Raw genomic sequence first — 25,349 nt, 5'->3', positions numbered from 1 at the left:
CCGGCGGTCCCGGGCGCGCTACTCGGCCGCCCGGGTGGCGCCCGGGTCGGGTGTCCTGACGGCGCTCGCCAGCCGCTTGCGCTCGGCGCGCACCAGCGGCATGTACCGGTCCCAGTCCCAGTGCGGCCCGGGATCGGTGTGGGTGGCCTCCGGGACCTCCACATGCCCGATGATGTGCTCCCGGTCCACCGGTATGTCGTACCGCGCGCAGATCCCCGCGGTGAGCCGCGCCGACGCCCGGTACATCCTGGCGGTGAAGGACGACGGCTTGTCGACCCACCCCTCGTGCTCGATACCGACGCTGCGCTGATTGAAGTCGCGGTTGCCCGCGTGGTACGCGACGTCCAGCTCCCGGATCATCTGGGTGATGTGCCCGTCCTTGCGGACGATGTAGTGCGTGGCCGCGCCGTGCGAAGGGTTCTGGAAGACCCTCACCGCGCTGTCGAAGCTGCCCTGCGTGACATGGATGATCACCCGGTCGACCCGGTAGTCGTCGGGGCGGTCCGCCCGCCGCAGATTCCCCGAGGACGCCGCCACCCAGCGCGCTCCCGTGAAGTCGACGGCGCCGTCCACCCGTGGTTTCGTGACGCCCGGCGCCCGCCACCACAGCTCCGACAGCTCCTCGCGCATGACCACGCCCGTGCCGACGACCGCCGCGGCGCCGCCGATCAGCAGGCCGCGCCGACCGATGTGCGGACCCTGGCCCTCGGTCCCCTGTGCCTTCTTACGAACCCCCATGCGAAGCACAACGCGTACTCGCGGCCTGCGGTTCCCCGGCGCCCCGTACTCTGGAAGGGTTATGACTGAGACCCCGCAGCGTCCCCTCCGTGTCCTCGCCGCCATGTCCGGCGGTGTGGACTCCGCCGTAGCCGCAGCCCGCGCCGTCGAGGCCGGGCACGACGTGACCGGAGTGCATCTCGCGCTCTCCGCGAACCCGCAATCGTTCCGCACGGGCGCGCGTGGCTGCTGCACCATCGAGGACTCCCGTGACGCGCGCCGCGCGGCCGACGTCATCGGCATCCCGTTCTATGTGTGGGACCTCGCGGACCGCTTCCGCGAGGACGTCGTCGAGGACTTCGTCGCGGAGTACGAGGCGGGCCGCACCCCCAACCCGTGCCTGCGCTGCAACGAGAAGATCAAGTTCGCCGCGCTCCTGGACAAGGCCCTCGCCCTCGGCTTCGACGCGGTGTGCACGGGCCACTACGCGCGCGTGGTGACCCACCCCGACGGTACCCGGGAACTGCACCGGGCCTCGGACATGGCGAAGGACCAGTCGTACGTCCTCGGGGTGCTGGACGAGCGCCAGCTCGCGCACGCGCTGTTCCCCCTCGGTGACACGCTCACCACGAAGGACGAGATCCGCGCGGAGGCCGAGCGGCGGGACCTGGCGGTCGCCAAGAAGCCCGACAGCCACGACATCTGCTTCATCGCCGACGGGGACACCCAGGGCTTCCTGGCCTCCCGCCTCGGCAAGGCCGAGGGCGACATCCTCGACGAGTCCGGCACCAAGGTCGGCACCCACGAGGGCGCCTACGGCTACACCATCGGCCAGCGCAAGGGCCTGCGCATCGGCCACCCCGCCGCCGACGGCAAGCCCCGCTACGTGCTGGACATCTCCCCGGTGGACAACACCGTCACGGTCGGCCCGGCGGCCTCCCTCGACGTCGCGTCGCTCACGGCGATCCGCCCCCGCTGGTGCGGCACGGCGCCCACCGGCAGCGCCACGTACACCGCCCAGCTGCGCGCCCACGGCGGCGAGACCGAGGTCACCGCAGAACTCCTCGACGGCACCCTGCACGTCACCTTCACCGAGCCGGTGCGCGGGGTGGCCCCCGGCCAGGCGATCGTCCTGTACGACGGCAGCCGCGTCGTCGGCTCCGCCACCATCGCGTCGACGGACCGGGCGGGCGCCCCCGTCTCCTGACCGCCCGCCGGGGCCCTGGGAAGGCCGCTAGCCGGTCACCTCCGGCTCGTAGAAGCACAGATGGTCCTTGACGGCCGCCACGGCCTCCTTCGGCTCCGGGTACGCCCACACCAGGTCCGGGGCGTCCGGCAGGGACCAGTACGACGCGGTGCCCTTGAACGGGCAGTACGTGTGCGTGTCCGACGGGGTCAGCAACTCCGTACGGACGTCCTCCGGCGGCAGGTAGTACCGCACCGGACAGCCCGTCTCGCGCAGCAGCAGAGGTCGGCGGCTCTCCGCCAGGAGCCGGCCGTCCTTGACGACGCGCACCAGTGCGGAGCCCTGTTCGATCGTGATCGTGTGTCCTCGGGTCATGTGAGGTGCAGCACCTCGCGGCGGCGGCTTCTTCCCGCGTACTACCGTGTCGCGGCATGAACATCTGTGTCTTCCTCTCCGCCGCGGACCTCGACGAGCGCTACACCGGGCCCGCCCGGCAGTTCGCGGAACTCCTCGGCAAGGGCGGCCACACCCTGGTGTGGGGCGGTTCGGACGCCGGCCTGATGAAGGTCGTCGCGGACGGTGTGCGTGAGGCCGGAGGGCGGCTGCTCGGGGTGTCCGTGGAGTTCCTGGCGCAGTTCGCGCGCACCGACACCGACGAGATGGTCGTCGCCCGCGACCTCGCCGAACGCAAGGCCCGGATGTTGGAGCAGGCCGACGGGATCGTCGTCATGGTCGGCGGTATGGGCACCCTCGACGAGGCCACCGACATCCTCGAACTGCGCAAGCACGGTCACCACACGAAGCCCGTCGTCGTGCTCAACACGGCCGGTTTCTACGACGGGCTCAAGGAGCAGTTCCGCCGCATGGACGACGAGGGCTTCCTGCCGCTCCCGCTCACCGAGCTGGTCTTCTTCGCGGAGGAACCCGTGGGCGCCCTCGCGTACCTGGAGGAGTCCTTCGGCACACGCTGAGCCCGCTGCCGGTGACGGATGCGACGATGGGCCCATGGCGACACATGTGATCACCGGGGCGGGGTCGGGCATCGGCGAGGCCGTCGCGCGCAGGCTGCACGCGCGCGGGGACGAGCTCGTCCTCCTCGCGCGGAACGCGGGCCGCGCGAAGGAACTGGCCGCCCGCTTCCCGGGCGCCCGCACCCTCGTGGGCGACCTCGCCGACCCCGACAAGCTCTCCTGGGCCTTCTCCCACCAGACGCTCCCCGACCGGATCGACTCCCTGATGCACATCGCGGGTGTCATCGAGCTCGGCCCCGTCGGCGAGCTGACCCCCAAGGCCTGGCGCCACCACCTGAACGTCAACCTCGTCGCACCCGCCGAACTCACCCGCCACTTCCTGCCCCAGCTCCGGGTCACCTCCGGGCAGGTGATCTTCGTCAACTCCGGCTCGGGGCTGCGCGCACGGGCCGACTGGTCCGCGTACGCCGCCTCCAAGCACGGCCTGCGCGCGCTGGCCGACGCCCTCCGCGAGGAGGAGCAGCAGCACGGCGTACGGGTCACCTCCGTCTACCCGGGCCGCACCGCGAGCGCCATGCAGGCCAAGGTCCAGCAGCAGGAGGGCAAGGACTACGACGCGGCCCGCTGGATGTCCCCGGACACGGTCGCCACCACGGTCCTGACCGCCCTGGACCTCCCCCGCGACGCAGAGATCAACGACCTCTCCGTCCGCCCCACCCCCCACTGACCCCCCGCACAGGAACAGCGACGATCAGACGCGCCCCGCCAGGGGCGCGAGGAACCGCGCACCCCCGTGGAACCGGCACGGGCACGAAGTACGGCCACGGGTGGAACCCTGGGGGCGCGGGGAACTGCGCCCCACGGTCGACGAGCACGGGAACAGCGACGGTCAGACGCGCCCCGCCAGGGGCGCGGGGAACTGCGCACCCCCGTGGAACCGGCACAGGTACGAAGTGCGGCGACGGGTGGAACCCTGGGGGCGCGGGGAACTGCGCCCCACGAGCGACGAGCACGGGAACAGCGACGGTCAGAACCGCCCCGCCAGGGGCGCGGGGAACTGCGCACCCCCGTGGAACCGGCACGGGCACGAAGTACGGCCACAGGTGGAACCCCAGGGCCGCCAGGAACCGCGCACGTGGCCCAGGCACGCACCGGGGCACGGCGAAAGCCGGGACGCCGGGAACGTGCAGCAACCACCACCACGTCGGGCCGAACCCACCCCGTACGCTTCGCCGGGTGAACGACAACAAGGATTCCCGCCTCGGCCCGGCCACCGGCATCGGCTCCCTGCCCGGCACGGACCCGAGGGAGGCCGCGAAGACCGTCGTCGGCACCTTCGGGGAGGGGCAGGGCACCCCGTTCCTCCCCGAACTGCCCGCCCGCGGCCCCGGCGCCGACATGATCGGCCGCACCGCCGGACTCCTCGTCGAGGTCTACGCGCGCGTGGAGCCCAGCGGCTGGCGGATCAGCGACCGCCCCGGCCGGGACACCCGCCGCGCCCACACCTGGCTGCGGCAGGACCTCGACGCCCTGGAGGAGTTCACCCAGGGCTACGAGGGCCCGCTCAAGGTCCAGGCGGTCGGACCGTGGACGCTCGCCGCGGCCCTGGAACTGCGCGGCGGCGAGGCGGCCCTGTCCGACCCCGGCGCCTGCCGGGACCTCGCCGGATCACTCGCGGAGGGACTCCGCGAACACCTCGCTGACGTCCGCCGCCGGGTTCCGGGCGCCCGGATCGTCCTCCAGTACGACGAGCCGTCGCTCACCGCCGTGCTGCGCGGACAGATCCGCAGCGCCAGCGGCTACCGCACCTACCGGGCCCCGGACCGGCAGACCGTCGAGGGAACCCTGCGCGACCTGTTCGCCGTGCACGACGGTCCCGTCGTCGTGCACTCCTGCGCCCCCGACGTCCCCTTCGCGCTGCTGCACCGCGCCGGAGCCGCCGGGGTCTCCTTCGACTTCGCCCTCCTCACCGAGCGTGACGACGATGTGATCGGGGAAGCGGTCGAGTCGGGGACGCGGCTGATCGCCGGTGTCGTGCCCGGTACCGACGGCCCGTTGTCAGACCCTGCCGGTAGCGTCATGGGTGTCAGGACGCTGTGGCGCAGGCTGGGGCTGCGGCCGGGGTCGCTGAGCGAGTCCGTCACGCTCACCCCGGCCTGCGGTCTCGCGGGCGCCTCCCCCGAGTACGCCCGGGGCGCGCTCGCCCACTGCGTCCGGGCGGCGAGATCCCTCGCGGACGACCCAGAGTGACCATCGGGAGGAATGACGTGGCCGGCGACCAGGACGCACAGCCCGGATCGGTGCCCGTGCAGGCGCGGCAGCAGCACGCCCGTCTCGCCGGAGAGATCGAGGACCACCGCTTCAAGTACTACGTGAAGGACCAGCCCGTCGTCAGCGACGCCGAGTTCGACCGGCTGATGCGGGATCTGGAGGCCCTGGAGGACGAGTACCCGGAGCTGCGCACCCCCGAGTCGCCCACCCAGCAGGTCTCCGTCGCCTACGAGACCGATCTCGCCGAGGTGCGCCACCGCGAGCGGATGCTGTCCCTCGACAACGCCTTCGACGACGCCGGGCTGGACGCCTGGGCCGAGCGCATCGCCCGGGACGTGGGCACCACGGACTACCACTTCCTGTGCGAGCTGAAGGTCGACGGGCTCGCCGTGAACCTCACCTACGAGGACGGCAGACTGACCCGTGCCGCCACCCGCGGCGACGGCCGCACCGGCGAGGACATCACGCCCAACGTCCGCACGATCGCCGAGATCCCGCACCGTCTCCAGGGCGACGACATCCCCGCGCTGGTCGAGATCCGCGGCGAGGTGTACTTCCCCATGGAGGCGTTCCAGGCGCTGAACGAACGCCGGGTGAAGGCCGGTGAGAAGCCGTACGCCAACCCGCGCAACTCCGCCTCCGGATCGCTGCGCCAGAAGGACCCCAAGGTCACCGCGACGCTCCCGCTGCACATGGTCGTCCATGGCATCGGCGCCCACGAGGGCCTGCGGATCAGCCGCCTCTCCGAGGCGTACGAGCTGCTGCGTGGCTGGGGTCTGCCCACCGCCCGGCACAACGAGGTCGCGGACTCCGTCGAGGGTGTCCGCGCGTTCATCGCCCGTTACGGCAAGAACCGCCACTCGATGGAGCACGAGATCGACGGTGTCGTCGTCAAGCTCGACGAGATCCCCCTCCAGGGCCGCCTCGGTTCCACCTCCCGCGCGCCCCGCTGGGCCATCGCCTGGAAGTACCCGCCGGAGGAGGTCAACACCAAGCTGATCAACATCCGCATCGGGATCGGCCGCACCGGCCGCGCCACCCCCTACGCGCAGGTGGAGCCGGTCGTCGTCGCCGGTTCGGAGGTGGAGTTCGCGACCCTCCACAACCAGGACGTCGTCAAGGCGAAGGACGTCCGCGTGGGGGACACCGTCGTCATCCGCAAGGCCGGGGACGTGATCCCCGAGATCCTCAGCCATGTCCCCGAGCTCCGCGACCCGGACGCCCCCGAGTTCGAGATGCCCACCCACTGCCCCGAGTGCGGCACGAAGCTGGAGCCCGCGAAGGAGGGTGACATCGACTGGCGCTGTCTGAACGCCCGCGGCTGCCCCGCCCAGTTGCGGGAGCGGCTGTTCTACCTCGCCGGACGCAAGTCCCTCGACATCGACCACTTCGGCTATGTCTCCGCCGCCGCCCTCACCAAGCCGCTGGAGCCCGCCGAGCCGCCGCTCAAGGACGAGGGCGATCTCTTCGACCTGACGATCGAGCAGCTGCTGCCCATCAAGGCGTACGTCCTCGACCCGGACAGCGGACTGCCCAAGCGGGACCCGGAGACCGGTGAGGAGAAGGTCGCCACGGTCTTCGCCAACCAGGAGGGCGAGCCCAGGAAGAACGCGGTCGCGATGCTGGAGAGCATCGCCGCCGCCAGGAGCCGCCCGCTGGCCCGCTTCCTCACTGGGCTGTCGATCCGTCATGTCGGACCCGTCGCCGCCGAGGCGCTCGCCCGGGAGTTCCGCTCCATCGACCGGCTCGCCGAGGCCACCGAGGAGCAGCTGGTCGCGACCGACGGGGTCGCGGGGACCACCGCGTCGGCCGTCAAGCAGTGGTTCGCCGAGGACTGGCACCAGGAGATCGTGCGCAAGTGGAAGGCCGCCGGTGCCGGGATGGAGGACGCGGGCGCCGGGGAGGACGAGGGCCCCAGGCCCCTCCAGGGCCTCACCGTCGTCGTCACGGGCACGCTGACGGGTCATACCCGTGACGGGGCCAAGGAAGCGCTCCAGAGCCAGGGCGCCAAGGTGACCGGATCGGTGTCCAAGAAGACGGCGTTCGTCGTGGTCGGTGACAATCCGGGGTCGAAGTTCGACAAGGCCATGCAACTGAAGGTGCCGGTTCTGAACGAGGAGGGCTTCGCGGTCCTCCTCGAACAGGGCCCCGAGGCCGCGGCGGAGGCAGCCCTTCCGCCGGAGGAGGAAACCCCGGCCGGGACCTCCGCCGACACCTCGACCGAGACCCCGGCGGAACCCGCGCAGGAGAGCCCCGACGCCCCCGCCGGGACCCCCGCGGGCGGCACGGAGGAGACACCCGCCGGGGAGTGACCCCGCCGACCCGCCGACGCCTCCTGAGGGCACCTCAGCTCCGGTGCGCGCCCCGCAAGAACACCCGTTCGGCGCATATCAGATGCTTAGGGGTGCCCCGGTCGCATTCGGGCAACCGTGGCCGACCGCTGCCCTTGGGGGCCCTCCGCGGCCTACTGTTGAGTTATGCGCCTGCCGCGCCCCGCTGCGTGGTGGGTCATCAGACGCGGGTTCGATGGCGGTGAACGGCGGGGCGACGCGTGGCGCGGCCACCGCCGGCGGTGAGAGGGACGGTAATGGAATCGAGCGAGAGAGCCGCCCCGGACGGACGCGTGCGCGCCCGCCGGACGCCCGGTGCCTGGCTCATCGGCCGCAGGCCGCCCACTCACCCCGACATGCCTGTCACCCAGGCCACCCGTACCTACCCCGACACCGAACCGGGACCGCACCACGGGTCCTGGCCGTTCCTCGCCGTCGCGGTCGTCCCCCTCGCCGCGCTCGTCCTCGGCGCCGGGGCCTACAGCGCGATCAGCGGCAACCGGGCGCTGTTCCCCACCGGCAAGGCCGGCTGGTCCCTCGCCGTCCTCACCGGACTCATCGTCGGCCACCTCGTCGCACTCGGCCGGGGCCGCTGGTGGGGCGGCACGGGCTCCGGCTCCGCCCTGACCCTCGCGGTGCTGCTGCTCTACGGCTGGATTCCCGCCGGGATGGTCAGTCTCACCGTCGTCGTCCTCGTCGGGGTGGCCCGCCGCAACCGCTGGCGGCAGGGATTACTGCATGGTGCCGTCGACATCCTCGGCATAGGCGCGGGCGCGCTCGCGCTCGGCGCGTGCGGTCTGGTGCCCACCGTCGAGGAGCCATGGCTGCCCGAGACCTGGGACCTCTACGCCGCGCTGGAGGTCGTCCTCGCCGCCGCGACCTATCTGGCGGTCACCCGGCTGCTGCTCTGGTACGTCCACGCCCCGCAGGCGTCCGGACTGCCGACGGTCGCCCGTACCGCCCTGATGAGGCAGGCCCTCGTGGGGGCGGCGCTGCTCGGCATCGCACCGCTCATCTGTGTCGTGGCCATCGCCATGCCGATCCTGCTGCCCCTGTTCGTCGTCCCGCTGATAGCGCTCGACTCCACCCTGTGGATCGCCCGCGCCCGCGCCGAGGAACAGCTCCGCGACCCGCTGACCAAACTGCCCAACCGCCAGTGGCTGCTCGAACGCACCTGGGCCGCGCTCGACGACGCCGAACGCATCGGGGCGCGCTCCGCGCTCATGCTCATCGACCTCGACCGCTTCCGTTCCGTCAACGACACCCTCGGCCATCTCGCCGGTGACCGGCTGCTGCTCCAGATCGCCGACCGGCTCCGGCTCGCGCTGCCCCGCGGCGCGGAGGCCGCGCGGCTCGGCGGCGACGAGTTCGCCGTACTGCTGCCCATCGCGGACTCCACGACCTCCGCGACCCGGGTCGCCCGCTCGGTCGTCACCGCCCTCGGTTCGCCGCTCGACCTCGACGGACTCACCCTCGTCCTGGAGGCCAGCGCCGGACTCGCCGTCTTCCCCGACCACGCCCTCGACGCGGAGGGGCTGCTGCGGCGGGCCGACGTCGCCATGTACCAGGCCAAGCGCGACCGCACTGGGGTGGAGGTGTACGAGTCGAAGCGCGACTCCAACACCCCCGACCGGCTCGGCCTCCTCGGGGACCTGCGGCGCGCGCTGGACGCGGGGGACGTCCAACTGCACTATCAGCCCAAGGTGCGGTTCGACGGACAGGTCGCCGGACTGGAGGCCCTGGTGCGCTGGGTGCACCCGGAACGCGGGCGGGTCCCCCCGGACGAGTTCATCGCCATCGCCGAGTCGTCCGGGCTGATGCCGCACCTCACGGAGTACGTGCTGGAGATCGCGCTCGGGCAGGTCGCCCGCTGGCGTGCGCAGGGGCTGCGGGTGCCCGTCGCGGTGAATGTGTCGCCCCGTGACGTCCACACCCCCGGCTTCGCCGGATCGGTCGCCGCGCGGCTCGCGCGCCACGGGGTGCCGCCGTCCGCCCTGCAACTGGAGATCACCGAGCATGTGCTGCTGGAGGACCCGCAGCGGGCCGCGGACACGCTGGCCGGGCTGACCGGGCACGGGGTGAAGATGTCCCTGGACGACTTCGGGACGGGGTACTCGTCCCTCGTCCATCTGCGGCGGCTGCCGGTCAGCGAGCTGAAGATCGACCGGTCGTTCGTCGCGCGGCTCGCCTTCGACAACGAGGACGCGGAGATCGTGCGCTGCACGGTGGATCTCGCGCACTCGCTGGGGCTGCTCGTCGTGGCGGAGGGGGTCGAGGACGACGAGACGTGGGAGCGGTTGCGCGATCTCGGCTGTGACGCGGTCCAGGGGTGGCTCGTCGCCGCGGCGATGCCGTCCGACGAGGCGACGGCGTGGTTGCTGGCGCGGGGGTCCCGCGGGTGGCAGCGGCCGAAGGCCGCGGTGCGGTCCACCGCGGAGGACCAGGAGTAACGGTTCGCCTTCGCTTGCGCCCCGGGGTCTGTCCGGCTGGGCGTACTTCGTTCCTGTGCCGTCGCCCGTGGGGTGCGCAGTTCCCCGCGCCCCTTTGGGGCGCCATCTGCTTGTTCTTCGGGTCGGTGCCGGTCGGGATTCTCCGTCCTCGATCCGACACGCTCGGTACGACGTCCCCCTACCCGACTGAAGAGCATCGGAGTCTGCGAGCAGAGATTCCCGCCCACCCCCTCCCGCAGCCGAGCGCCTGCGAGAGGAGAGAAGTGCCCCTTCAGGGGCGCGGGGAACTGCGCAAAAACGAGGGCGGACCCGCACCCGAAGAGCGACCGCAAGGGGGCAGCATCCAGGGGCGCGGGGAACTGCGCGAAACCCACGAGTGACGGCACAGGGACAAGTGCGTCCACCCGGACAGACCTCGGAAGCGCAAGCGAAGGCGACCCGCGGGGAACTGCGCACCCCACGAGCGACGGCACAGGGACAAGCGCGTCCAGCACAGGGGACCCGGGCGCGCGCCTCGGCCGGGCCGGGTCGGAGGACGGGCCGGGGGACGGTGCTGCGGGCCCCCCGCCAAGGGGTTTCGCGGAGAGACACTCCCGCCCCATAGGATTGGCCTCAAAACCACCACTCACCCCAGAGGATCGACGCATGCCTGGCATCACGCGCGAGGAGGTCGCCCACCTCGCACGGCTGGCACGCCTGGACCTGAAGAGCGAAGAACTCGACCACTTCGCCGGTCAGCTCGACGACATCATCGGCGCGGTAGCCCGCGTCGCCGAGGTCGCCGACCAGGACGTACCGCCGACCTCCCACCCGCTGCCCCTGACGAACGTCATGCGCGCGGACGAGGTCCGACCCTCGCTCACCCCCGAGCAGGCGCTGTCCGGTGCCCCGGCCCATGAACAGCAGCGTTTCAAGGTCCCGCAGATCCTGGGGGAGGACTGATCGCCATGCCTGAGGACAAGCCCGACATGAACAGCATCATCAGGCTGACCGCCGCCGAAACAGCGGCGCGCATCGCTTCCGGCGAGCTGACGGCCGTCGAGGTCACCGAGGCCCACCTGGCCCGGATCGAGGCCGTCGACGAGAAGGTCCACGCGTTCCTGCACGTGGACCGCGAGGGCGCCCTCGCCCAGGCCCGCACGGTGGACGCCAAGCGCGCGGCGGGCGAGAAGCTCGGCCCCCTCGCGGGCGTACCGCTCGCGCTCAAGGACATCTTCACCACCGACGGCATCCCGACCACCGTCGGCTCGAAGATCCTCGAAGGCTGGATCCCGCCGTACGACGCGACCCTCACGAAGAAGCTGAAGGCCGCCGACGTCGTGATCCTCGGCAAGACCAACATGGACGAGTTCGCCATGGGGTCGTCGACGGAGAACAGCGCGTACGGCCCCACGGGCAACCCGTGGGACCTGACCCGGGTCCCGGGCGGCTCCGGCGGCGGCTCGTCCGCGGCGCTCGCCTCGTACCAGGCGCCCCTCGCGATCGGTACGGACACCGGCGGCTCGATCCGTCAGCCCGCCGCCCTGACCGGCACGGTCGGGGTCAAGCCGACGTACGGCGGGGTCTCCCGCTACGGCATGGTCGCGTTCTCCAGCTCGCTGGACCAGGGCGGCCCCTGTGCGCGTACCGTCCTCGACGCGGCCCTGCTGCACGAGGTCATCGGCGGCCACGACCCGCTGGACTCGACGTCCATCGACGCCCCCGTACCGCCGGTCGTGGAGGCCGCGCGCAACGGTTCCGTGGCGGGTATGCGGGTCGGTGTCGTCAAGCAGTTCCGCGGCGAGGGCTACCAGGCCGGCGTCGTCCAGCGGTTCGACGAGTCCGTCGCGCTGCTCAAGGAGCTGGGCGCCGAGATCGTCGAGCTGGACTGCCCGTCCTTCGACCTGGCGCTCTCCGCGTACTACCTGATCGCGCCGTCCGAGTGCTCCAGCAACCTGGCCCGCTTCGACGCGATGCGCTACGGGCTGCGGGTCGGCGACGACGGCACCCGTTCGGCCGAGGAGGTCACCGCGATCACCCGTGACGCCGGTTTCGGCGACGAGGTCAAGCGGCGGATCATGCTCGGCACGTACGCGCTCAGCTCCGGCTACTACGACGCGTACTACGGCAGCGCCCAGAAGGTCCGCACCCTGATCACCCGGGACTTCGAGAAGGCGTTCGAGCGGGTCGACGTGATCGTGTCGCCCACGACGCCCACCACCGCCTTCGCGATCGGTGAACGCGCGGACGACCCGATGGCGATGTACCTCGCGGACCTGTGCACCATCCCCACCAACCTGGCGGGCAACGCGGCCATGTCGCTGCCCTGCGGCCTCGCGCCCGAGGACGGTCTGCCGGTCGGTCTCCAGATCATCGCCCCGGCGATGAAGGACGACCGGCTGTACAAGGTCGGTGCCGCCGTCGAGGCGGCGTTCGTGGAACGCTGGGGTCATCCGCTGCTAGAGGAGGCACCGTCGCTGTGAGCGCACTGACCAAGGCCAAGGGCTTCAAGAAGTCCAGGTCCGGCACGTACCTGTCCATGGCCACCACGGCGTTCGGCGCCGTCAGCGTCCTCAAGCAGGCCAGGAAGGCCCGCTCGGACAACGACACGCTGCGGCTGCTCGACGCCGCGGTGTCCGCCGCCGCCATCGCCACCGGCCTCGCCATCCTCTACCGGGAGCTCAAGCGCCTCGGTGACGACGATGTCCTGCTGGGCTGAGAGGGAAGTTTCACCGTGACTGTCACGACCGACCTGGTGTCGTACGAGGACGCGCTCGCGTCGTACGACCCCGTCATGGGCCTGGAGGTCCATGTCGAGCTCGGCACCAGGACCAAGATGTTCTGCGGCTGCGCCACGGAACTGGGCGCGGAGCCCAATGCCCAGACCTGCCCGACCTGTCTCGGCATGCCGGGCTCCCTGCCGGTCGTCAACGCGATCGGCGTGGAGTCCGCGATCAAGATCGGTCTCGCGCTGCACTGCGAGATCGCCGAGTGGTGCCGCTTCGCCCGGAAGAACTACTTCTATCCGGACATGCCGAAGAACTTCCAGACCTCCCAGTACGACGAGCCGATCGCCTTCAACGGCTATCTGGACGTCCAGCTGGAGGACGGCGAGGTCTTCCGCGTGGACATCGAGCGCGCCCATATGGAGGAGGACACCGGCAAGTCGACACATGTGGGCGGCGCCACCGGCCGAATCCACGGCGCCTCGCACTCGCTCCTCGACTACAACCGCGCGGGCATCCCCCTCATCGAGATCGTCACCAAGCCGATCACCGGCGCCGGTGAGCGCGCTCCCGAGGTCGCCAAGGCGTATGTCGCGGAGCTGCGTGAGCTGATCCGGGCGCTCGGTGTCTCCGAGGCCCGGATGGAGATGGGCCAGATGCGCTGCGATGTGAACCTGTCGCTGCGTCCCCACGGCCGCGAGAAGTTCGGCACCCGCAGCGAGACGAAGAACGTCAACTCGCTGCGCTCCGTCGAGCGTGCCGCCCGCTTCGAGATCCAGCGGCACGCCGCGGTCCTGAACACCGGCGGCACCATCGTCCAGGAGACCCGGCACTTCCACGAGGACACCGGCTCCACCACCTCCGGCCGGATCAAGGAGGAGGCGGAGGACTACCGGTACTTCCCGGAGCCCGATCTGGTGCCCGTCGCCCCGGCCCGGGAATGGGTCGAGGAACTGCGGGCCGGGCTGCCCGAGCTGCCGCGCGTACGCCGTAACCGGCTGCGCGAGGAGTGGGGCGTCACCGAGCACGACATGCAGTCCATCCTCAACGCCGGGGCGGTCGACCTGATCGCCGCGACCATCGAGGAGGGCGCCGACTCCGCCGCCGCCCGCAAGTGGTGGATGGGCGAGCTGGCCCGCAACGCCAACGAGTCCGGTCGGGCCCTGGACGCGCTGGGGATCACCCCCGCCGCGGTCGCGCGGGTCGCCGCGCTCGTCGCGTCGGGCGACCTCAACGACAAGCTCGCCCGGCAGGTCATCGAGGGTGTGCTGGCCGGTGAGGGCACGCCGGACGAGGTCGTCGAGAAGCGTGGCCTGAAGGTCGTCTCCGACGAGGGCGCGCTCACCACCGCCGTCGACGAGGCCATCGCCGGGAACCCGGGCATCGCGGACAAGATCCGCGGTGGCAAGGTCCAGGCGGCGGGCGCCCTGGTGGGTGCCGTCATGAAGGCCACCCGCGGGCAGGCCGACGCGGCCCGGGTCAAGGAACTGATCCTGGAGCGTCTCGGCGTCGAGGGCTGACCCCCGACGGACGGATGAGTACGAGCGGGGGGCGGCGCACCGGTTGACGGTGCGCCGCCCTCCGCCGTCCGTACGGGCCCGCGCAGGGGCGGAACCCTCCCAGGTCCGGGCCGTCCGCCGGCCTCGGCCCACTTCCGCCGACACGTCCGCCGACTTCTGTGACGAGAGCCACGAACCGGACAAACGATCTCTTGTTGCTGCGAGAGTGGCCCCACGTTCATATGTTCTTCGTGGCGGTACCGTTCGTCCCCCGTGTGACCCTGGGGTCCGGTCCCGGCGGCTGTACCGGGGTACCGGCTGTTCCCGAGGAAGATCCGACGAGGCTTGGGAGCACATCGGTGGCAGCACTCGCGCGATGGTGCGTCCGCCGACGCCTCGTGGTCGTCCTGCTGTGGCTCCTCGCCCTCGGCGCCACGGCCGCCGCCGCGGCCCTCACCGGCTCCGCGTACTCCAACGACTACGAGGTCCCCGGCACCGAGTCCGGCCGCGCCACCGAGCTCCTCGCCCAGGGCTTCCCCGGCGCGGGCGGTGACAGCGACACCATCGTCTGGCACACCGAACGCGGCACGGTACGCGCCGCCGCCGTCGAACAGACCATGACCCGGACCCTCGCCGAGGTCGCGGCACTGCCCACCGTCGCCGATGTCACCAGCCCGTACGGTGAGCCGGGCGCCGACGGACCCGGCGCCGCCACCCGGATCAGCGCCGACGGCCGCACCGCCTACGCCACCCTCACCTTCGACCGGCCGGTCGGTGAACTGACCGCGGCCCACGCCGACGCCGTCGTCACCACGGCCCAGCGGGCCGCGGGCGACGACCTCCGCGTCGAACTCGGCGGCACCGCCGTCGCCCTCACCGAACCGCTCGGCGGACATCTCGCGGAGGCCGTGGGTGTCGCCGTCGCCGCCGTCGTCCTCTTCCTGGCCTTCGGCTCCCTCGCCGCGTCCCTGCTGCCCATCGCCACGGCCCTCGTCAGCGTCGGCACCGCCTACGGCGGGATCGTGCTGCTCGGCCACACCATGACCGTCGCGGACTTCGCCCCCATGCTCGGCCTGCTCATCGGCCTCGGCGTCGGCATCGACTACGCGCTGTTCATCGTCACCCGCCACCGGCAGGGCCTCAAACGCGGCTTGTCCGTCGAGGAGTCCGCGGTCCGGGCCGTCGCCACCACCGGCCGCGCCGTCGTCTTCGCGGGCGCCACCGTCTGCATCGCCCTGCTCGGCATGCTGATCCTGCGGCTCGGCTTCCTCAACGGGGTCGCCATCGCCGCGTCCCTCACCGTCGTCCTGACCGTCGCCGCGTCCGTGACCCTGCTGCCCGCGCTGCTCGCCTGGATCGGCCCCCGCGCGCTCAGCCGCCGCGAACGCCGACGGCTGGCCGAGCACGGACCCGCACCCGAGGTCCCCACCGGTCTCGCCGCCCGCTGGTCCGCCTTCGTCGAACGGCATCCCAAACTCCTCGGCGCTCTCGCCCTCGCCGTGATCACGGTCCTCGCGCTGCCCACCCTCTCGCTGCACCTCGGCACCTCCGACCAGGGCAACAACCCGGAGACGGCCACCACCCGCCAGGCCTACGACCTCCTCGCCGACGGGTTCGGCCCCGGGGTCAACGGCCCCCTCACCCTCGTCGCCGAACTCCGCGGCGCCGACGACCGCCTCGCCTTCGACGGCCTCGCCGCCACCCTGCGCAGCACCGAGAACGTCGCGTCCGTCACCCCGGCCGTCCACAACGGCGCCGGTGACACCGCGGTCCTCACCGTCGTCCCCGGGTCCGCGCCGCAGTCCCAGGAGACCAGCGCGCTCGTCGACCGGCTGCGCACCGAGGTCCTGCCCCGCGCCGAGCACGGCACCTCCCTCGACGTCCACGTCGGGGGTGTGACCGCCGGATACGACGACTTCGCCGAGATCATCGTCGGCAAGCTCCCGCTCTTCGTCGGGGTCGTCATCGCCCTCGGCTGTCTGCTGCTCCTGCTGGCCTTCCGCTCCATCGGTATCCCCGTCAAGGCCGCCGTCATGAACATCGCCGCCGTGGCCGGGGCCTTCGGCGTCGTCGTCGCGATCTTCCAGTGGGGCTGGGGCAGCGAACTCCTCGGCCTCGGCCGCGCCGGGCCCATCGAACCGTTCCTCCCCGTCATCATGGTGTCCGTCCTCTTCGGGCTCTCCATGGACTACCAGGTCTTCCTGGTGAGCCGGATGTACGAGGAATGGCTGGAGACCCGGGACAACCGCCGCGCGGTACGGGTCGGACTCGCGGAGACCAGCCGCGTGATCAACTCCGCGGCGGTCATCATGATCTCCGTCTTCCTCGCCTTCGTCCTCACCGGCGACCGGGTCATCGCCATGTTCGGCATCGCGCTCGCCGCGGCCGTCGCCCTGGACGCCTTCGTCCTGCGCACCCTCCTGGTGCCCGCCCTGATGCATATGCTCGGCGGCGCCAACTGGTGGCTGCCGCGCCGGCTGGACCGGCTGCTGCCCCGTATCAGCATCGAGGCGCCGAAAGCCGCTACCGGTGATCCGGCGGGACATGCGACGATTCCCGCGCGGCGCGACGCGCCGACACACGCGGACGTATGACGACGAAAGCGACCGCGACCCCCGTGTGACGGCGCCCGGCCAAGGGTGCCCTCCGGGGCGGTGACCGGTCCCACCCCTGGCTGAGGAGCTGAGGAATGTACGCGAGAACACTCGGTGACGACGGCGCGGAACTGCGCCCGCTGGAGTCCTGGCACGCCGAGGAGTTCCTGGCCCATCTGGACCGCGGACGCGCGTTCATCGGACAGCACGTCTCCTTCGGCACCGGTATCCACGACGCGGAAGCCGCTCGCGCCATGCTGCGCTCGTACGCCGACAAGCGCGCCGCCGACAGCGGCAGCATGCACGGCCTGTGGCTGGACGGCACCCTCGTCGGGGGTCTGCTCTTCCGCCTCTTCGACGCGGGGACCGGCAACTGCGAGCTCGGCTGCTGGCTCGAACCCGACGCCGCCGGTCGCGGTCTGGTCACCCGGGGCGCCCGGGTCCTCATCGACTGGGCCTTCCACGACCGCGGCATGCACCGTGTCGAATGGGTCGCCTCCTCCGCCAACAAGCCCAGCCTGCGGGTCGCGGAACGGCTCGGAATGCGCCGCGAAGGGGTGCTGCGCGAGAGCTATCCGTACCGGGACGTACGCCACGACATGGAGATGTGGTCCGTCCTGGCACCCGAATGGGGTACCCGTCAGGCGTGAATCCCGAGGCCGTCCCGGGCGTCGTTAAGGAACCTCTCAGACGGCGTCCGTACGGTGCCCGGATGGGTACGAGGACTGAAGACAACGCCGCCGCGGGCGCCGACAGCGCGGCCACGGGCACCGAAGCGGGACCCGGTGCCGCCGGGGCCGCCCCCGAAACCGCCGCGAAGAGCGACGCCGACCGTATGACGAAGACCCCGGACGCGGCGAAGGCCACGGACACGGTGGAGAAGGACGGCACGGTGCCGGACGGTACCGTCCAGGACGCCGTGGCCGACGACGGCACCGACCTGGTCGATGACGACGACGAGGGCATCGACGACGAGGACCTCACCGCCCCCGTGGCCAAGGCGCCCTCGGGTGTCGGCCAGGGCGCCGCTGCCGTGGTCTCCGCCGCGCTCGGCGTCGTCGGACTGAGCGGCGGCTGGATCGGCACGGTCGCCTCCGCGCGGGAGTCGATCATCGGCCAGCTGGAGGCGTCGTCCTCGGGGGCCGGGGTCGCCCAGCAGATCCAGGAGGTCTACGGCGACGCCTGGCACGCCACGGCCCTGGTGGGCGGCATCTTCGCCCTGGTCGCCCTGATCGTCGGTGCGGCGACGCTCGTCAGGCCCCTGTTCGGCACGCCCGGTACGGTGCAGGCCCCGTGGGTCAGGTCCGTCGCCTGGGCGGGTGTCTCGCTCGGCGTCATCGGACTGCTGCTGTCGGTCGCCAAGTACACGGACGTGCTCCTGAGCCTGCCGACGGCAGGCTGACGGGTCGCCTTCGCTTGCGCCTCTGAGGTCCGGCCCGGGGGGCGTACTTGTTCCCGTGCGGGTCGCCTTCGCTTGCGCTTCCGAGGTCCGTCCGGCGTGACGCGCTTGTTCCTTGTGCCGTCGCTCGGTGGTTTCGCGCAGTTCCCCGCGCCCCTTCGGGGCGCGTCCGGTGGGTTCTTTCGACTGCGCGCGGAGTGGAGTGCCCCTCAAGGGGCGCGGGGAACTGCGCAAAGGACGAGGGCGAACCGGCACCCGAAATGCGACGGACCGGGGCAGCATCCAGGGGCGCGGGGAACTGCGCACCCCACGGGCGACCCGCACGGGAACAAGTGGGCTCAGCGCACGGAACCCCGGGGCGGGCGGGGAGCAGGGGGCGGGGTCTAGGACGTCTGAGCCCCGTCTAAGGCGTTTCGTGGGGGCGGACGGCGAACTCTAAGGTGCCGGTCACCCACAAGATGCGGCACACGCCCCATGCGGTGGAACCCCCTGGGCCGCGAGAGTTGAGGCATCGCGGAAAGCGATACCGCAACCGGCCGAGGGGTCAAGATGTTCGAGTTCGAGATACACCAGCTGCACGCCGCGGACCTCCACCGTGAGGCCGCCCACCACCGTCTGGTCCGCGCCGTACGCAAGGCACGCAAGGCCGACCGGGCCCGCCTCGCGCAGTACGAGGCGGAGGGGCAGGTGAGTGCGGGCGAACCCGGTCCCGAGCGTTTCACACGCGCCGCGTGAACGGGCCCGCCCCGTCCGCCTGTGAGGCGGCGGTCACGGGGACCCGCACCGACAGCACCAAGAGAGCCCGCACCACGGTCGGGGCGCCGGACACCGGCGTCCCGACCGCGGCGTTTCGGCGTCCTGGGGAGGACGAACCAGGCTGGTCCGCCGACGGGCACGGCCTGGGGCACCGGTCCATGGGGTCGCGGGGGAAACCCTCTGGGGGAGTGCGGTACCCCTGTGCGATGCTCGGCGGTGTGGAGACCAGATCTGTGAGCCCGGTGTTCATCGGCCGGGCCGACGAGATGGGCGTACTGCACGACGCACTCGCCCGAGCGGCCGCGGGCGAGCCGCAGGCCCTGCTGCTCGGCGGGGAGGCGGGCGTCGGGAAGACCCGGCTGATCGAGGAGTTCGCGCGCGCGGCCCGCGCCCGGGACGCCGTCGTCGTCACCGGCGGCTGTATCGAGATCGGCGCCGAAGGGCTGCCGTTCGCCCCGTTCTCCACCGCGCTGCGCGCCCTGCGCCGCCACCTCCCCGACGAACTCGCCGCAGCCGCGGCCGGGCAGGAGGAGGAACTGGCCCGGCTCCTGCCCGAGCTGGGCGAGGCCCCCGGCGGCCGGCACGGCGAGGAGGACATGGCCCGCCTCTTCGAGCTCACCGCCCGCCTGCTGGAACGTGTCGCCGCCGACCGCGATGTCGTCGTCGCCCTGGAGGACCTGCACTGGGCCGACGCCTCCACCCGCCATCTCCTCGCCTATCTCTTCCGCACCCTCCGCAGCGGCCGCCTGATCGTCCTCGCCAGCTATCGCGCCGACGACATCCACCGCCGCCACCCGTTGCGCCCCCTCCTCGCGGAGCTCGACCGGCTGCGCACCGTCCGCCGTATCGAGCTGAACCGCTTCAGCAGGGACGAGGTCGGCGCCCAGATGGCCGGCATCCTCGCCACCCGACCGGAGCCCACTCTGGTGGACGAGGTCTTCGACCGCTCCGACGGCAACGCCTTCTTCGTGGAGGAACTCTCCGTCGCCGCGGGCGAGGACCGTTGCCCACCGCTCTCCGACTCGCTGCGCGACCTGCTCCTGGTGCGTGTCGAACGGCTCCCGGACCATGCGCAACGGGTCGTCAGGGTCGCCGCCGAGGGCGGCTCCACCATCGGCCATGAACTGCTCGCCACGGTCGCCGGTCTCGGTGACGACGACCTCATCGAGGCCCTGCGGTCCGCCGTCGGCGCGAGCATCCTCCAGTCCATGCCCGACAGCGACGGCTACCGCTTCCGGCACTCCCTCGTCCGCGAGGCCGTCAGCGACGATCTGCTGCCCGGCGAGCGCTCCCGCCTCAACCGCCGCTACGCGCAGGCCCTCGAAGCCGAACCCGCCCTCGTCCCCGCCGACGAACGCGCCACCCGCCTCGCCAGCTACTGGTACCACGCACACGACCCGGCCAAGGCACTGCCCGCCGTCCTGGGCGCGTCCCTGGAGGCCCGCCACCGGCACGCCTACGCCGAACAACTGCGCCTTCTGGAGCGCGGGATGGAGCTGTGGGACCCGGCGCCCGAGGCCGTCCGCGCCGGACTCATGGTCGGGGACTACGTCGAGGACTCGCTGTCCTGCGTCTGCGACCCCGCCACCACCCCCCTCAGCTACTACGACCTCCTCGCCGAAGCCGCCGTCGCCGGACGCCTCTGCGGAGAGCGGGACCGGGCACTGAAGATCACCAAGCGTGCCCTGCGTCTCCTGGAGGACGACCCCGACTCCCTGCGCGCCGCGTGGTTCTGGGTCCAGCGCTCCCTGCTCGTCCAGGCCCTCGCCCGCGGCGACGGCCGGCAGGAGCTCGCCACCGCGCAGGAGCTCGTCCGCGGGCTGCCGCCGTCGAACGTCCACGCCGAGGTCCTCGCCCGCGTCGCGAGCTGGTCCATGATCCATGAACCGGGCCCGGACAGCCTCGCCGCCGCCGAACGCGCCGTCGAGTACGCCCGCATGGTCGGCGCCCACGACATCGAGCTGAACGCCCGCCTCACTCTCGGCGGTCTCATGGTCGACGCGGGCGACGTCGAAGCGGGGCTCGCCGAGATGTACGCCGTCAAGGAACGCACCAGGGAACTCGGCGTCGGCGGTGTCGGCCGCAGCTATGTCAATCTCCCTTCCGCCCTCGAAGCCGTCGGCCGGTCCCGAGAGGCCGTCACCCTCCTCGACGAGGGCATCGAACTCGCCCGCCACTTCGGTCTGCGCGAGACCGAGGCCTGGATCTGGAGCAACCGCACCGAATCCCTCTACACGCTGGGCCGCTGGTCCGAGGCCGCCGAATCCATCCTCCGCACCCAGCGCGCCGGACACAGCTACAAACCGCGCGGCTCCGCCGCCATCCAGGCCGCGCATCTCGCCCTGGCCCGCGGCGACAGCACCGAGGCCGGCCGTCAGCTCGACGCGGCCCGCCGCGAGTACGGCAGCCACGACCGGATGCCGCAGCACTCCATACCGATCGCCCGGATCGCCGTCGGTGTCGCCGCCGACCAGGGCCGCATCCTGGACGCCCGCGTCGAACTCGACGCGGTGATCGCCGCCGGATTCCCGCCGGGCACCCAGCGCTACGGCTGGCCCCTGCTCCGGGCCGCCGCCACCGCCGAGGCCGACACCAGGGGACTGCCCCTCGCCCAGCCCGGACGGGCCGCCGCCCTGGACCGCATCCGCGCCGCCGCCAAGTCCCTCACCACCGGCGTCCCCGTCTGGCTCGCCTACGACCGCTGGGTACGCGCCGAGCTCCGCCGCGCCGAGGATCTCGACACCCCGGCCGACTGGCTGGACGTCGTGGCCGCGTTCGGCCCGCTGGAACGCCCCTACGACCTGGCCCAGGTCCGCTACCGTCTCGCCGAGTCCCTTCTGACCCACACACCCACCACCAGTACCTCCACCACCCCGGATGCCATCGGCCCGGATGTCTCCGGCCGGGGCGGCAGCGACACGGGTGGCAGTGACACGCGCGGCAGTGACACGGGCGGTAGCGCGGCGGACGGTGGTTCCCGGTCCGGCGCCGCCCCGGACGGGGGCATCGCCAAGGGCATCAGCTGCCCCGAGGCCGACCGGGACCGGGCCACGGAGCTGCTCCGGCAGGCCGCCGCCCTCGCCTCGCATCTGGACGCCCGGCCTCTCGACGAGGCTGTCGCCCAACTGGCCCGACGGGCCCGGCTCGCCCTCACCGGCCGCCGGACGCCCGCCCCGGCCGACCCCGTCACCGCTCTCGGCCTCACCAGCCGGGAGCGCGATGTGCTCCGGCTGGTCGCCGCCGGGCGCAGCAACCGTCAGATCGCCGAGGAGCTCTTCATCTCCCCGAAGACCGCGAGCGTCCATGTGTCCAACATCCTGGGCAAGCTCAATGTCTCCGGTCGTGGCGAGGCCGCCGCCCTCGCCCACCGCTTGAGCCTGTTCCCTCCGGAGCCCCGTACCGCCGGCCCGGCCAGCTGACCGACGGAGTCCGGTCCCTCTTCTTCATCGCTCGACGCCTCCTTTCCCTGGGCGGAACGTGGCATTTGCGTCACAGTCCGTTACCTTTCGCCTCGCCTACCCTGGGAGAGAGGAACTCGCCCAGGGAGGCAGTGTGTTCAACCCGATCCAGGAGCTCTTCGCTCCCGGCCGCAAGCACACCGAGGACGAACGTCAGCGCCTCGAACTGACCCGGGTCGACCTGAACGACGGAGACCCTGGCCAAGGCCCGATCGATCTCACCTCCGGCAAGGTCACCATCCGTGTCCCACCGCAGCCCGCGAGCGCCGACCTGCCCGGCCAGGCGACTTCCGAAGACCGTGAGCGGGACGCACGGAACGGCAACGGCCGGGACGGCGCGGACGGCGGCGGAGCCAGGAGCGACGAGCGGGAGCCGGATTCCGCTTCGGCGGGCTGAACCCGGACCCGCTCACCCCGTCTCGGCGCGGCTCACTTCACCTTCAGCTCCAGGACTCTGTCGTCACCCTTCTTGGGTGTGCCCCGGCCGTCCGTCTCGCTCGTGGCCAGCCAGAGCTTGTCGGTGCCCGCGCCGACCACCGTACGCAGCCGGCCGTACTCCTCCTTGAGGAACGCCTGGGGCTCTCCTCCGCCGTCCGTCCCGCTCACGGGAATCCGCCAGAGGCGCTCGCCGCGCAGTCCGGCCATCCAGATCGACCCCTCGGCGTAGGCGATTCCGCTCGGCGAGGCTTCGGAGGTCTGCCACTGGGCCACCGGATCATGGAATCCGTCCTTACCGGCCTTGCCCTCGACCTCCGGCCAGCCGTAGTTGTCCCCCGCGACGATCTGGTTGAGCTCGTCCCAGGTGTTCTGGCCGAACTCGGAGGCCCACAGCCGCTTCTCCTCGTCCCAGGCGAGACCTTGGACATTGCGGTGACCGAACGAGTAGACGTACGAATCGTCCCCCAGCGGATTGCCGGGGGCGGGCTCGCCCTCGGGGGTCATCCGGAGGATCTTCCCGGCGAGGGACTTCTTGTCCTGGGACAGTCCTGTCTCGCCGACCTCGCCCGTGCCCGCGTACAGCAACTTGTCGGGGCCGAAGGCGATCCGGCCGCCGTTGTGGATCATGCCCTTCGGGATGCCGCGCAGGACGGTGTCCGGAGCGCCCAGCTGCTGCCCCGCGGGCTTGCCCTCGTCGTACAGCATGCGGGCGATGCGATTGTCCGACGCGGTGGTGAAATACGCGTAGACCATCTGGTCCGACGCGAAGGAAGGGGAGAGGGCGATCCCCATCAGCCCGCCCTCGCCCGCGGCGGCCACGCCGGGGACGGACCCCAGCTCGACGCGCTTGCCGGAGCCGCTGTCGACCCGGCTGATCGTGCCTTCGTCCCGGGAGGAGACCAGGAGGTCCCCGCCGGGCAGGGGGGCCAGGCCCCAGGGTGAGCCGAGGCCCTCGGTCACGGTGCGCTCCACATCGACCGCTCCCTTCGCCGGGGGTGTACGGCCGCCGGATGCCTTGGCGGACTCGGACGGCGGGGCGCCGCTCGACTCCGTGGCGCGGGCGGCGGGCTCGGCGGGCTTGTCTGCGCCGTCCCCCGAACATCCGGCGGCGAGCAGGAGCGCGGCGGCGGTCAGTACGGCCGTCACAGCTGGACGTTGCACGGTAATCGGTCCCTTCGACGCTGCGGTTCTTCTTCTGATACACCGCTGAGGGGGCGAAGGTTCCCGATCGCGGTATCCGATCCGACGGCCACCCCGGCCACCCCGGCCACCCCGGCCACCCCGGCCGACGGGCCGTCGGCCGTTCGTTCCCCGGCTCAGCGGCCCGGTTCCTCCGCGCACTTCTTCGGCCGTCCCCGGCATCCCCCGCACCCACCATCGCACCTCAGCTCCGTCCAGGCCCCGTCACAGCACCCCTCGGGGACGGACGGAACCCGTCAGTACCAGGATTCGCGGGCCCGGGGGAGCGCCGCGATCTCCGCCCGGTCGCCCTCGGTCAGCCTCAGCCCCGCCGCCCCGGCGTTCTCCCTCACCCACCGGGCCCGTTTGGTGCCCGGCACCGCGACGACATGTCTGCCCCGCTCCAGGACCCAGGCCAGCGCGACCTGTGCCGGGGTCACCCCGCCCCCCGGCCCGTCGTCCGCCCCGACCCCGGTCCCCACCCCGGCGTCCCGCCCTGCCCCGACCCCCGCCTCGTCGCCCCGCCCCGCCTCCGCCCCGTCCCCACCGTGGCGCCGGGCCACACGGCGCAGCCCGGCGACGATCGGCTGGTTCGCGGCCATCACCTCCGCGGTGAAGCGCGGGTGATGGGCCCGGACGTCATCGGGTTCGAATCCCTGGCCGGGGGTGAGGGTCCCGGTGAGATAGCCGCTGCCGAGCGGCATCGCGGCGAGGAGACCGACGCCCCGGGCCTCGCACCACGGCAACAGGGAGTCCAGTGCCTCGGGGGACCACACCGACAGCTCCGCCTCGACGGCGCTGACCGGGAAGACCTGTTGCATCCGGTCCAGCTGACGGATCGTTCCCTCGTACATCCGTCCGCCGCTCCCGCGCACCGCGCGGGCACCGAGCGCGCACACGCCGAGGGCCCGCACCTTGCCCGCGCCGACGAGCTCGGCCATCGCACCCCAGGTCTCCTCCACCGGCACCTCGGGGTCCGCGCGGTGCAACTGGTACAGATCGATCACATCGGTACGGAGCCGCCGCAGGGACGCGTCGCAGGCCCGGCGCACATACCCCGGCCGGCCGTCCGCCACCATGTGCTGATCGCCGACCAGCAGACCGCACTTGGTGGTGACGAAGGCGTCCGCGCGCCGCTCCCGCAGCACCCGTCCGATCAGCAGCTCATTGGTGAACGGCCCGTACATGTCGGCCGTGTCGAGGAGGGTGCAGCCCAGGTCCAGGGCGGTGTGCAGCGCGCGCAGGGACTCCTCTCCGTTTCGCCGGGAGGCGGAGTAGGCCCAGTTCATCGGCATGCACCCCAGCCCTATCGCGCCCACTTCGAGTGCCGTCGCGCCGATCGTCCTGCGCTCCACCTCGACGAATCCTCCCCCTGCGTGGTCCGAGCGGTCCCCCA

The 25,349-nt window shown here is 72.0% G+C and carries 20 protein-coding genes; 16 read left to right on the top strand and 4 right to left on the bottom strand.

Features of this window, described 5'->3' with window-relative positions:
- Positions 1-18: 18 nt before the first annotated feature.
- The gene (locus tag OG711_RS11870; protein ID WP_329559219.1) at positions 19-738 is read right to left on the bottom strand and encodes an N-acetylmuramoyl-L-alanine amidase; all 720 of its coding nucleotides are present in this window, start codon (positions 736-738) and stop codon (positions 19-21) included.
- A 61-nt stretch (positions 739-799) separates the two neighbouring features.
- Here OG711_RS11870 and mnmA point away from each other — a divergent pair, with 61 nt between their 5' ends.
- On the top strand, positions 800-1,924 hold the full coding sequence (gene mnmA / locus OG711_RS11865) for a tRNA 2-thiouridine(34) synthase MnmA (protein WP_073793232.1): 1,125 nt from the start codon (positions 800-802) through the stop codon (positions 1,922-1,924).
- Positions 1,925-1,951: 27 nt separating this feature from the next.
- Here the strand turns inward: mnmA and OG711_RS11860 are convergent, their stop codons facing one another.
- Positions 1,952-2,278: a DUF427 domain-containing protein gene (locus OG711_RS11860; RefSeq protein ID WP_073793233.1), complete on the bottom strand. Its 327-nt coding sequence runs from the start codon at positions 2,276-2,278 to the stop codon at positions 1,952-1,954.
- 56 nt (positions 2,279-2,334) lie between these two features.
- On the opposite strand from OG711_RS11860, the gene OG711_RS11855 reads away from it, so the two are divergent.
- The 15 genes from OG711_RS11855 to OG711_RS11785 all read left to right on the top strand — a co-directional run bounded on the left by OG711_RS11855 (position 2,335) and on the right by OG711_RS11785 (position 22,733).
- Positions 2,335-2,874: an LOG family protein gene (locus tag OG711_RS11855; RefSeq protein ID WP_073793234.1), complete on the top strand. Its 540-nt coding sequence runs from the start codon at positions 2,335-2,337 to the stop codon at positions 2,872-2,874.
- A gap of 34 nt (positions 2,875-2,908) precedes the next feature.
- A complete protein-coding gene (locus OG711_RS11850; protein ID WP_266507871.1) occupies positions 2,909-3,601 on the top strand; it encodes an SDR family oxidoreductase in 693 nt (230 codons plus the stop codon).
- 509 nt (positions 3,602-4,110) lie between these two features.
- The gene (locus OG711_RS11845; protein ID WP_329559218.1) at positions 4,111-5,124 is read left to right on the top strand and encodes a methionine synthase; all 1,014 of its coding nucleotides are present in this window, start codon (positions 4,111-4,113) and stop codon (positions 5,122-5,124) included.
- 17 nt (positions 5,125-5,141) lie between these two features.
- Entirely contained in the window at positions 5,142-7,457 is a 2,316-nt protein-coding gene (gene ligA, locus OG711_RS11840; protein WP_329559217.1) for an NAD-dependent DNA ligase LigA, read from the top strand.
- Between the two features lie 275 nt (positions 7,458-7,732).
- On the top strand, positions 7,733-9,925 hold the full coding sequence (locus OG711_RS11835) for a putative bifunctional diguanylate cyclase/phosphodiesterase (RefSeq protein ID WP_073793237.1): 2,193 nt from the start codon (positions 7,733-7,735) through the stop codon (positions 9,923-9,925).
- Positions 9,926-10,570: 645 nt separating this feature from the next.
- Positions 10,571-10,867, top strand: coding sequence for an Asp-tRNA(Asn)/Glu-tRNA(Gln) amidotransferase subunit GatC (gene gatC, locus OG711_RS11830; RefSeq protein ID WP_073793238.1), 297 nt, complete (start codon positions 10,571-10,573; stop codon positions 10,865-10,867).
- A 26-nt stretch (positions 10,868-10,893) separates the two neighbouring features.
- On the top strand, positions 10,894-12,387 hold the full coding sequence (gatA, locus tag OG711_RS11825) for an Asp-tRNA(Asn)/Glu-tRNA(Gln) amidotransferase subunit GatA (RefSeq protein WP_329563751.1): 1,494 nt from the start codon (positions 10,894-10,896) through the stop codon (positions 12,385-12,387).
- Positions 12,384-12,623: a hypothetical protein gene (locus OG711_RS11820; RefSeq protein ID WP_073793239.1), complete on the top strand. Its 240-nt coding sequence runs from the start codon at positions 12,384-12,386 to the stop codon at positions 12,621-12,623. The genes gatA and OG711_RS11820 overlap by 4 nt, the downstream gene beginning before the upstream one ends.
- Before the next feature lie 15 nt (positions 12,624-12,638).
- Positions 12,639-14,150 carry an Asp-tRNA(Asn)/Glu-tRNA(Gln) amidotransferase subunit GatB gene (gatB, locus tag OG711_RS11815; RefSeq protein ID WP_329559216.1) on the top strand — a complete coding sequence of 504 codons (1,512 nt, stop codon included), beginning with the start codon at positions 12,639-12,641 and terminating at the stop codon, positions 14,148-14,150.
- A 338-nt stretch (positions 14,151-14,488) separates the two neighbouring features.
- Positions 14,489-16,723: an MMPL family transporter gene (locus OG711_RS11810; RefSeq protein ID WP_329559215.1), complete on the top strand. Its 2,235-nt coding sequence runs from the start codon at positions 14,489-14,491 to the stop codon at positions 16,721-16,723.
- Positions 16,724-16,818: 95 nt separating this feature from the next.
- Positions 16,819-17,373, top strand: a complete 555-nt coding sequence (locus OG711_RS11805; protein ID WP_073793242.1) for a GNAT family N-acetyltransferase — start codon at positions 16,819-16,821, stop codon at positions 17,371-17,373.
- Between the two features lie 62 nt (positions 17,374-17,435).
- Positions 17,436-18,125 carry a hypothetical protein gene (locus OG711_RS11800; protein ID WP_329559214.1) on the top strand — a complete coding sequence of 230 codons (690 nt, stop codon included), beginning with the start codon at positions 17,436-17,438 and terminating at the stop codon, positions 18,123-18,125.
- 546 nt (positions 18,126-18,671) lie between these two features.
- On the top strand, positions 18,672-18,857 hold the full coding sequence (locus tag OG711_RS11795) for a hypothetical protein (protein ID WP_073793244.1): 186 nt from the start codon (positions 18,672-18,674) through the stop codon (positions 18,855-18,857).
- Between the two features lie 227 nt (positions 18,858-19,084).
- Positions 19,085-22,297 (top strand): AAA family ATPase, encoded by a 3,213-nt coding sequence (locus tag OG711_RS11790; RefSeq protein WP_329559213.1) that lies wholly within the window; start codon positions 19,085-19,087, stop codon positions 22,295-22,297.
- A 133-nt stretch (positions 22,298-22,430) separates the two neighbouring features.
- Positions 22,431-22,733, top strand: a complete 303-nt coding sequence (locus OG711_RS11785; RefSeq protein ID WP_329559212.1) for a DUF6191 domain-containing protein — start codon at positions 22,431-22,433, stop codon at positions 22,731-22,733.
- 32 nt (positions 22,734-22,765) lie between these two features.
- Here the strand turns inward: OG711_RS11785 and OG711_RS11780 are convergent, their stop codons facing one another.
- Together OG711_RS11780 and OG711_RS11775 are read right to left on the bottom strand one after the other, a co-directional pair.
- Positions 22,766-23,920, bottom strand: a complete 1,155-nt coding sequence (locus OG711_RS11780) for a PQQ-dependent sugar dehydrogenase (RefSeq protein WP_329559211.1) — start codon at positions 23,918-23,920, stop codon at positions 22,766-22,768.
- A gap of 290 nt (positions 23,921-24,210) precedes the next feature.
- Complete coding sequence (locus tag OG711_RS11775; RefSeq protein ID WP_073793247.1) at positions 24,211-25,308, bottom strand: aldo/keto reductase; 1,098 nt, start codon at positions 25,306-25,308, stop codon at positions 24,211-24,213.
- Positions 25,309-25,349: the final 41 nt, after the last annotated feature.

Source organism: Streptomyces uncialis, assembly GCF_036250755.1.
Lineage (GTDB): Bacteria > Actinomycetota > Actinomycetes > Streptomycetales > Streptomycetaceae > Streptomyces > Streptomyces uncialis.
This window is presented reverse-complemented; position numbering and strand designations above follow the sequence as displayed.

What these genes read in the sequence shown, in the direction of transcription:
- OG711_RS11835 (WP_073793237.1), top strand. Translation starts at nt 7,733, where the DNA reads ATGGAATCGAGCGAGAGAGCCGCCCCGGACGGACGCGTGCGCGCCCGC.
- gatC (WP_073793238.1), top strand. Translation starts at nt 10,571, where the DNA reads ATGCCTGGCATCACGCGCGAGGAGGTCGCCCACCTCGCACGGCTGGCA.
- OG711_RS11850 (WP_266507871.1), top strand. Translation starts at nt 2,909, where the DNA reads ATGGCGACACATGTGATCACCGGGGCGGGGTCGGGCATCGGCGAGGCC.
- OG711_RS11790 (WP_329559213.1), top strand. Translation starts at nt 19,085, where the DNA reads ATGCTCGGCGGTGTGGAGACCAGATCTGTGAGCCCGGTGTTCATCGGC.
- OG711_RS11800 (WP_329559214.1), top strand. Translation starts at nt 17,436, where the DNA reads ATGGGTACGAGGACTGAAGACAACGCCGCCGCGGGCGCCGACAGCGCG.
- OG711_RS11805 (WP_073793242.1), top strand. Translation starts at nt 16,819, where the DNA reads ATGTACGCGAGAACACTCGGTGACGACGGCGCGGAACTGCGCCCGCTG.
- OG711_RS11855 (WP_073793234.1), top strand. Translation starts at nt 2,335, where the DNA reads ATGAACATCTGTGTCTTCCTCTCCGCCGCGGACCTCGACGAGCGCTAC.
- OG711_RS11795 (WP_073793244.1), top strand. Translation starts at nt 18,672, where the DNA reads ATGTTCGAGTTCGAGATACACCAGCTGCACGCCGCGGACCTCCACCGT.
- mnmA (WP_073793232.1), top strand. Translation starts at nt 800, where the DNA reads ATGACTGAGACCCCGCAGCGTCCCCTCCGTGTCCTCGCCGCCATGTCC.
- OG711_RS11870 (WP_329559219.1), bottom strand. Translation starts at nt 738, where the DNA reads ATGGGGGTTCGTAAGAAGGCACAGGGGACCGAGGGCCAGGGTCCGCAC.
- gatA (WP_329563751.1), top strand. Translation starts at nt 10,894, where the DNA reads ATGAACAGCATCATCAGGCTGACCGCCGCCGAAACAGCGGCGCGCATC.
- OG711_RS11860 (WP_073793233.1), bottom strand. Translation starts at nt 2,278, where the DNA reads ATGACCCGAGGACACACGATCACGATCGAACAGGGCTCCGCACTGGTG.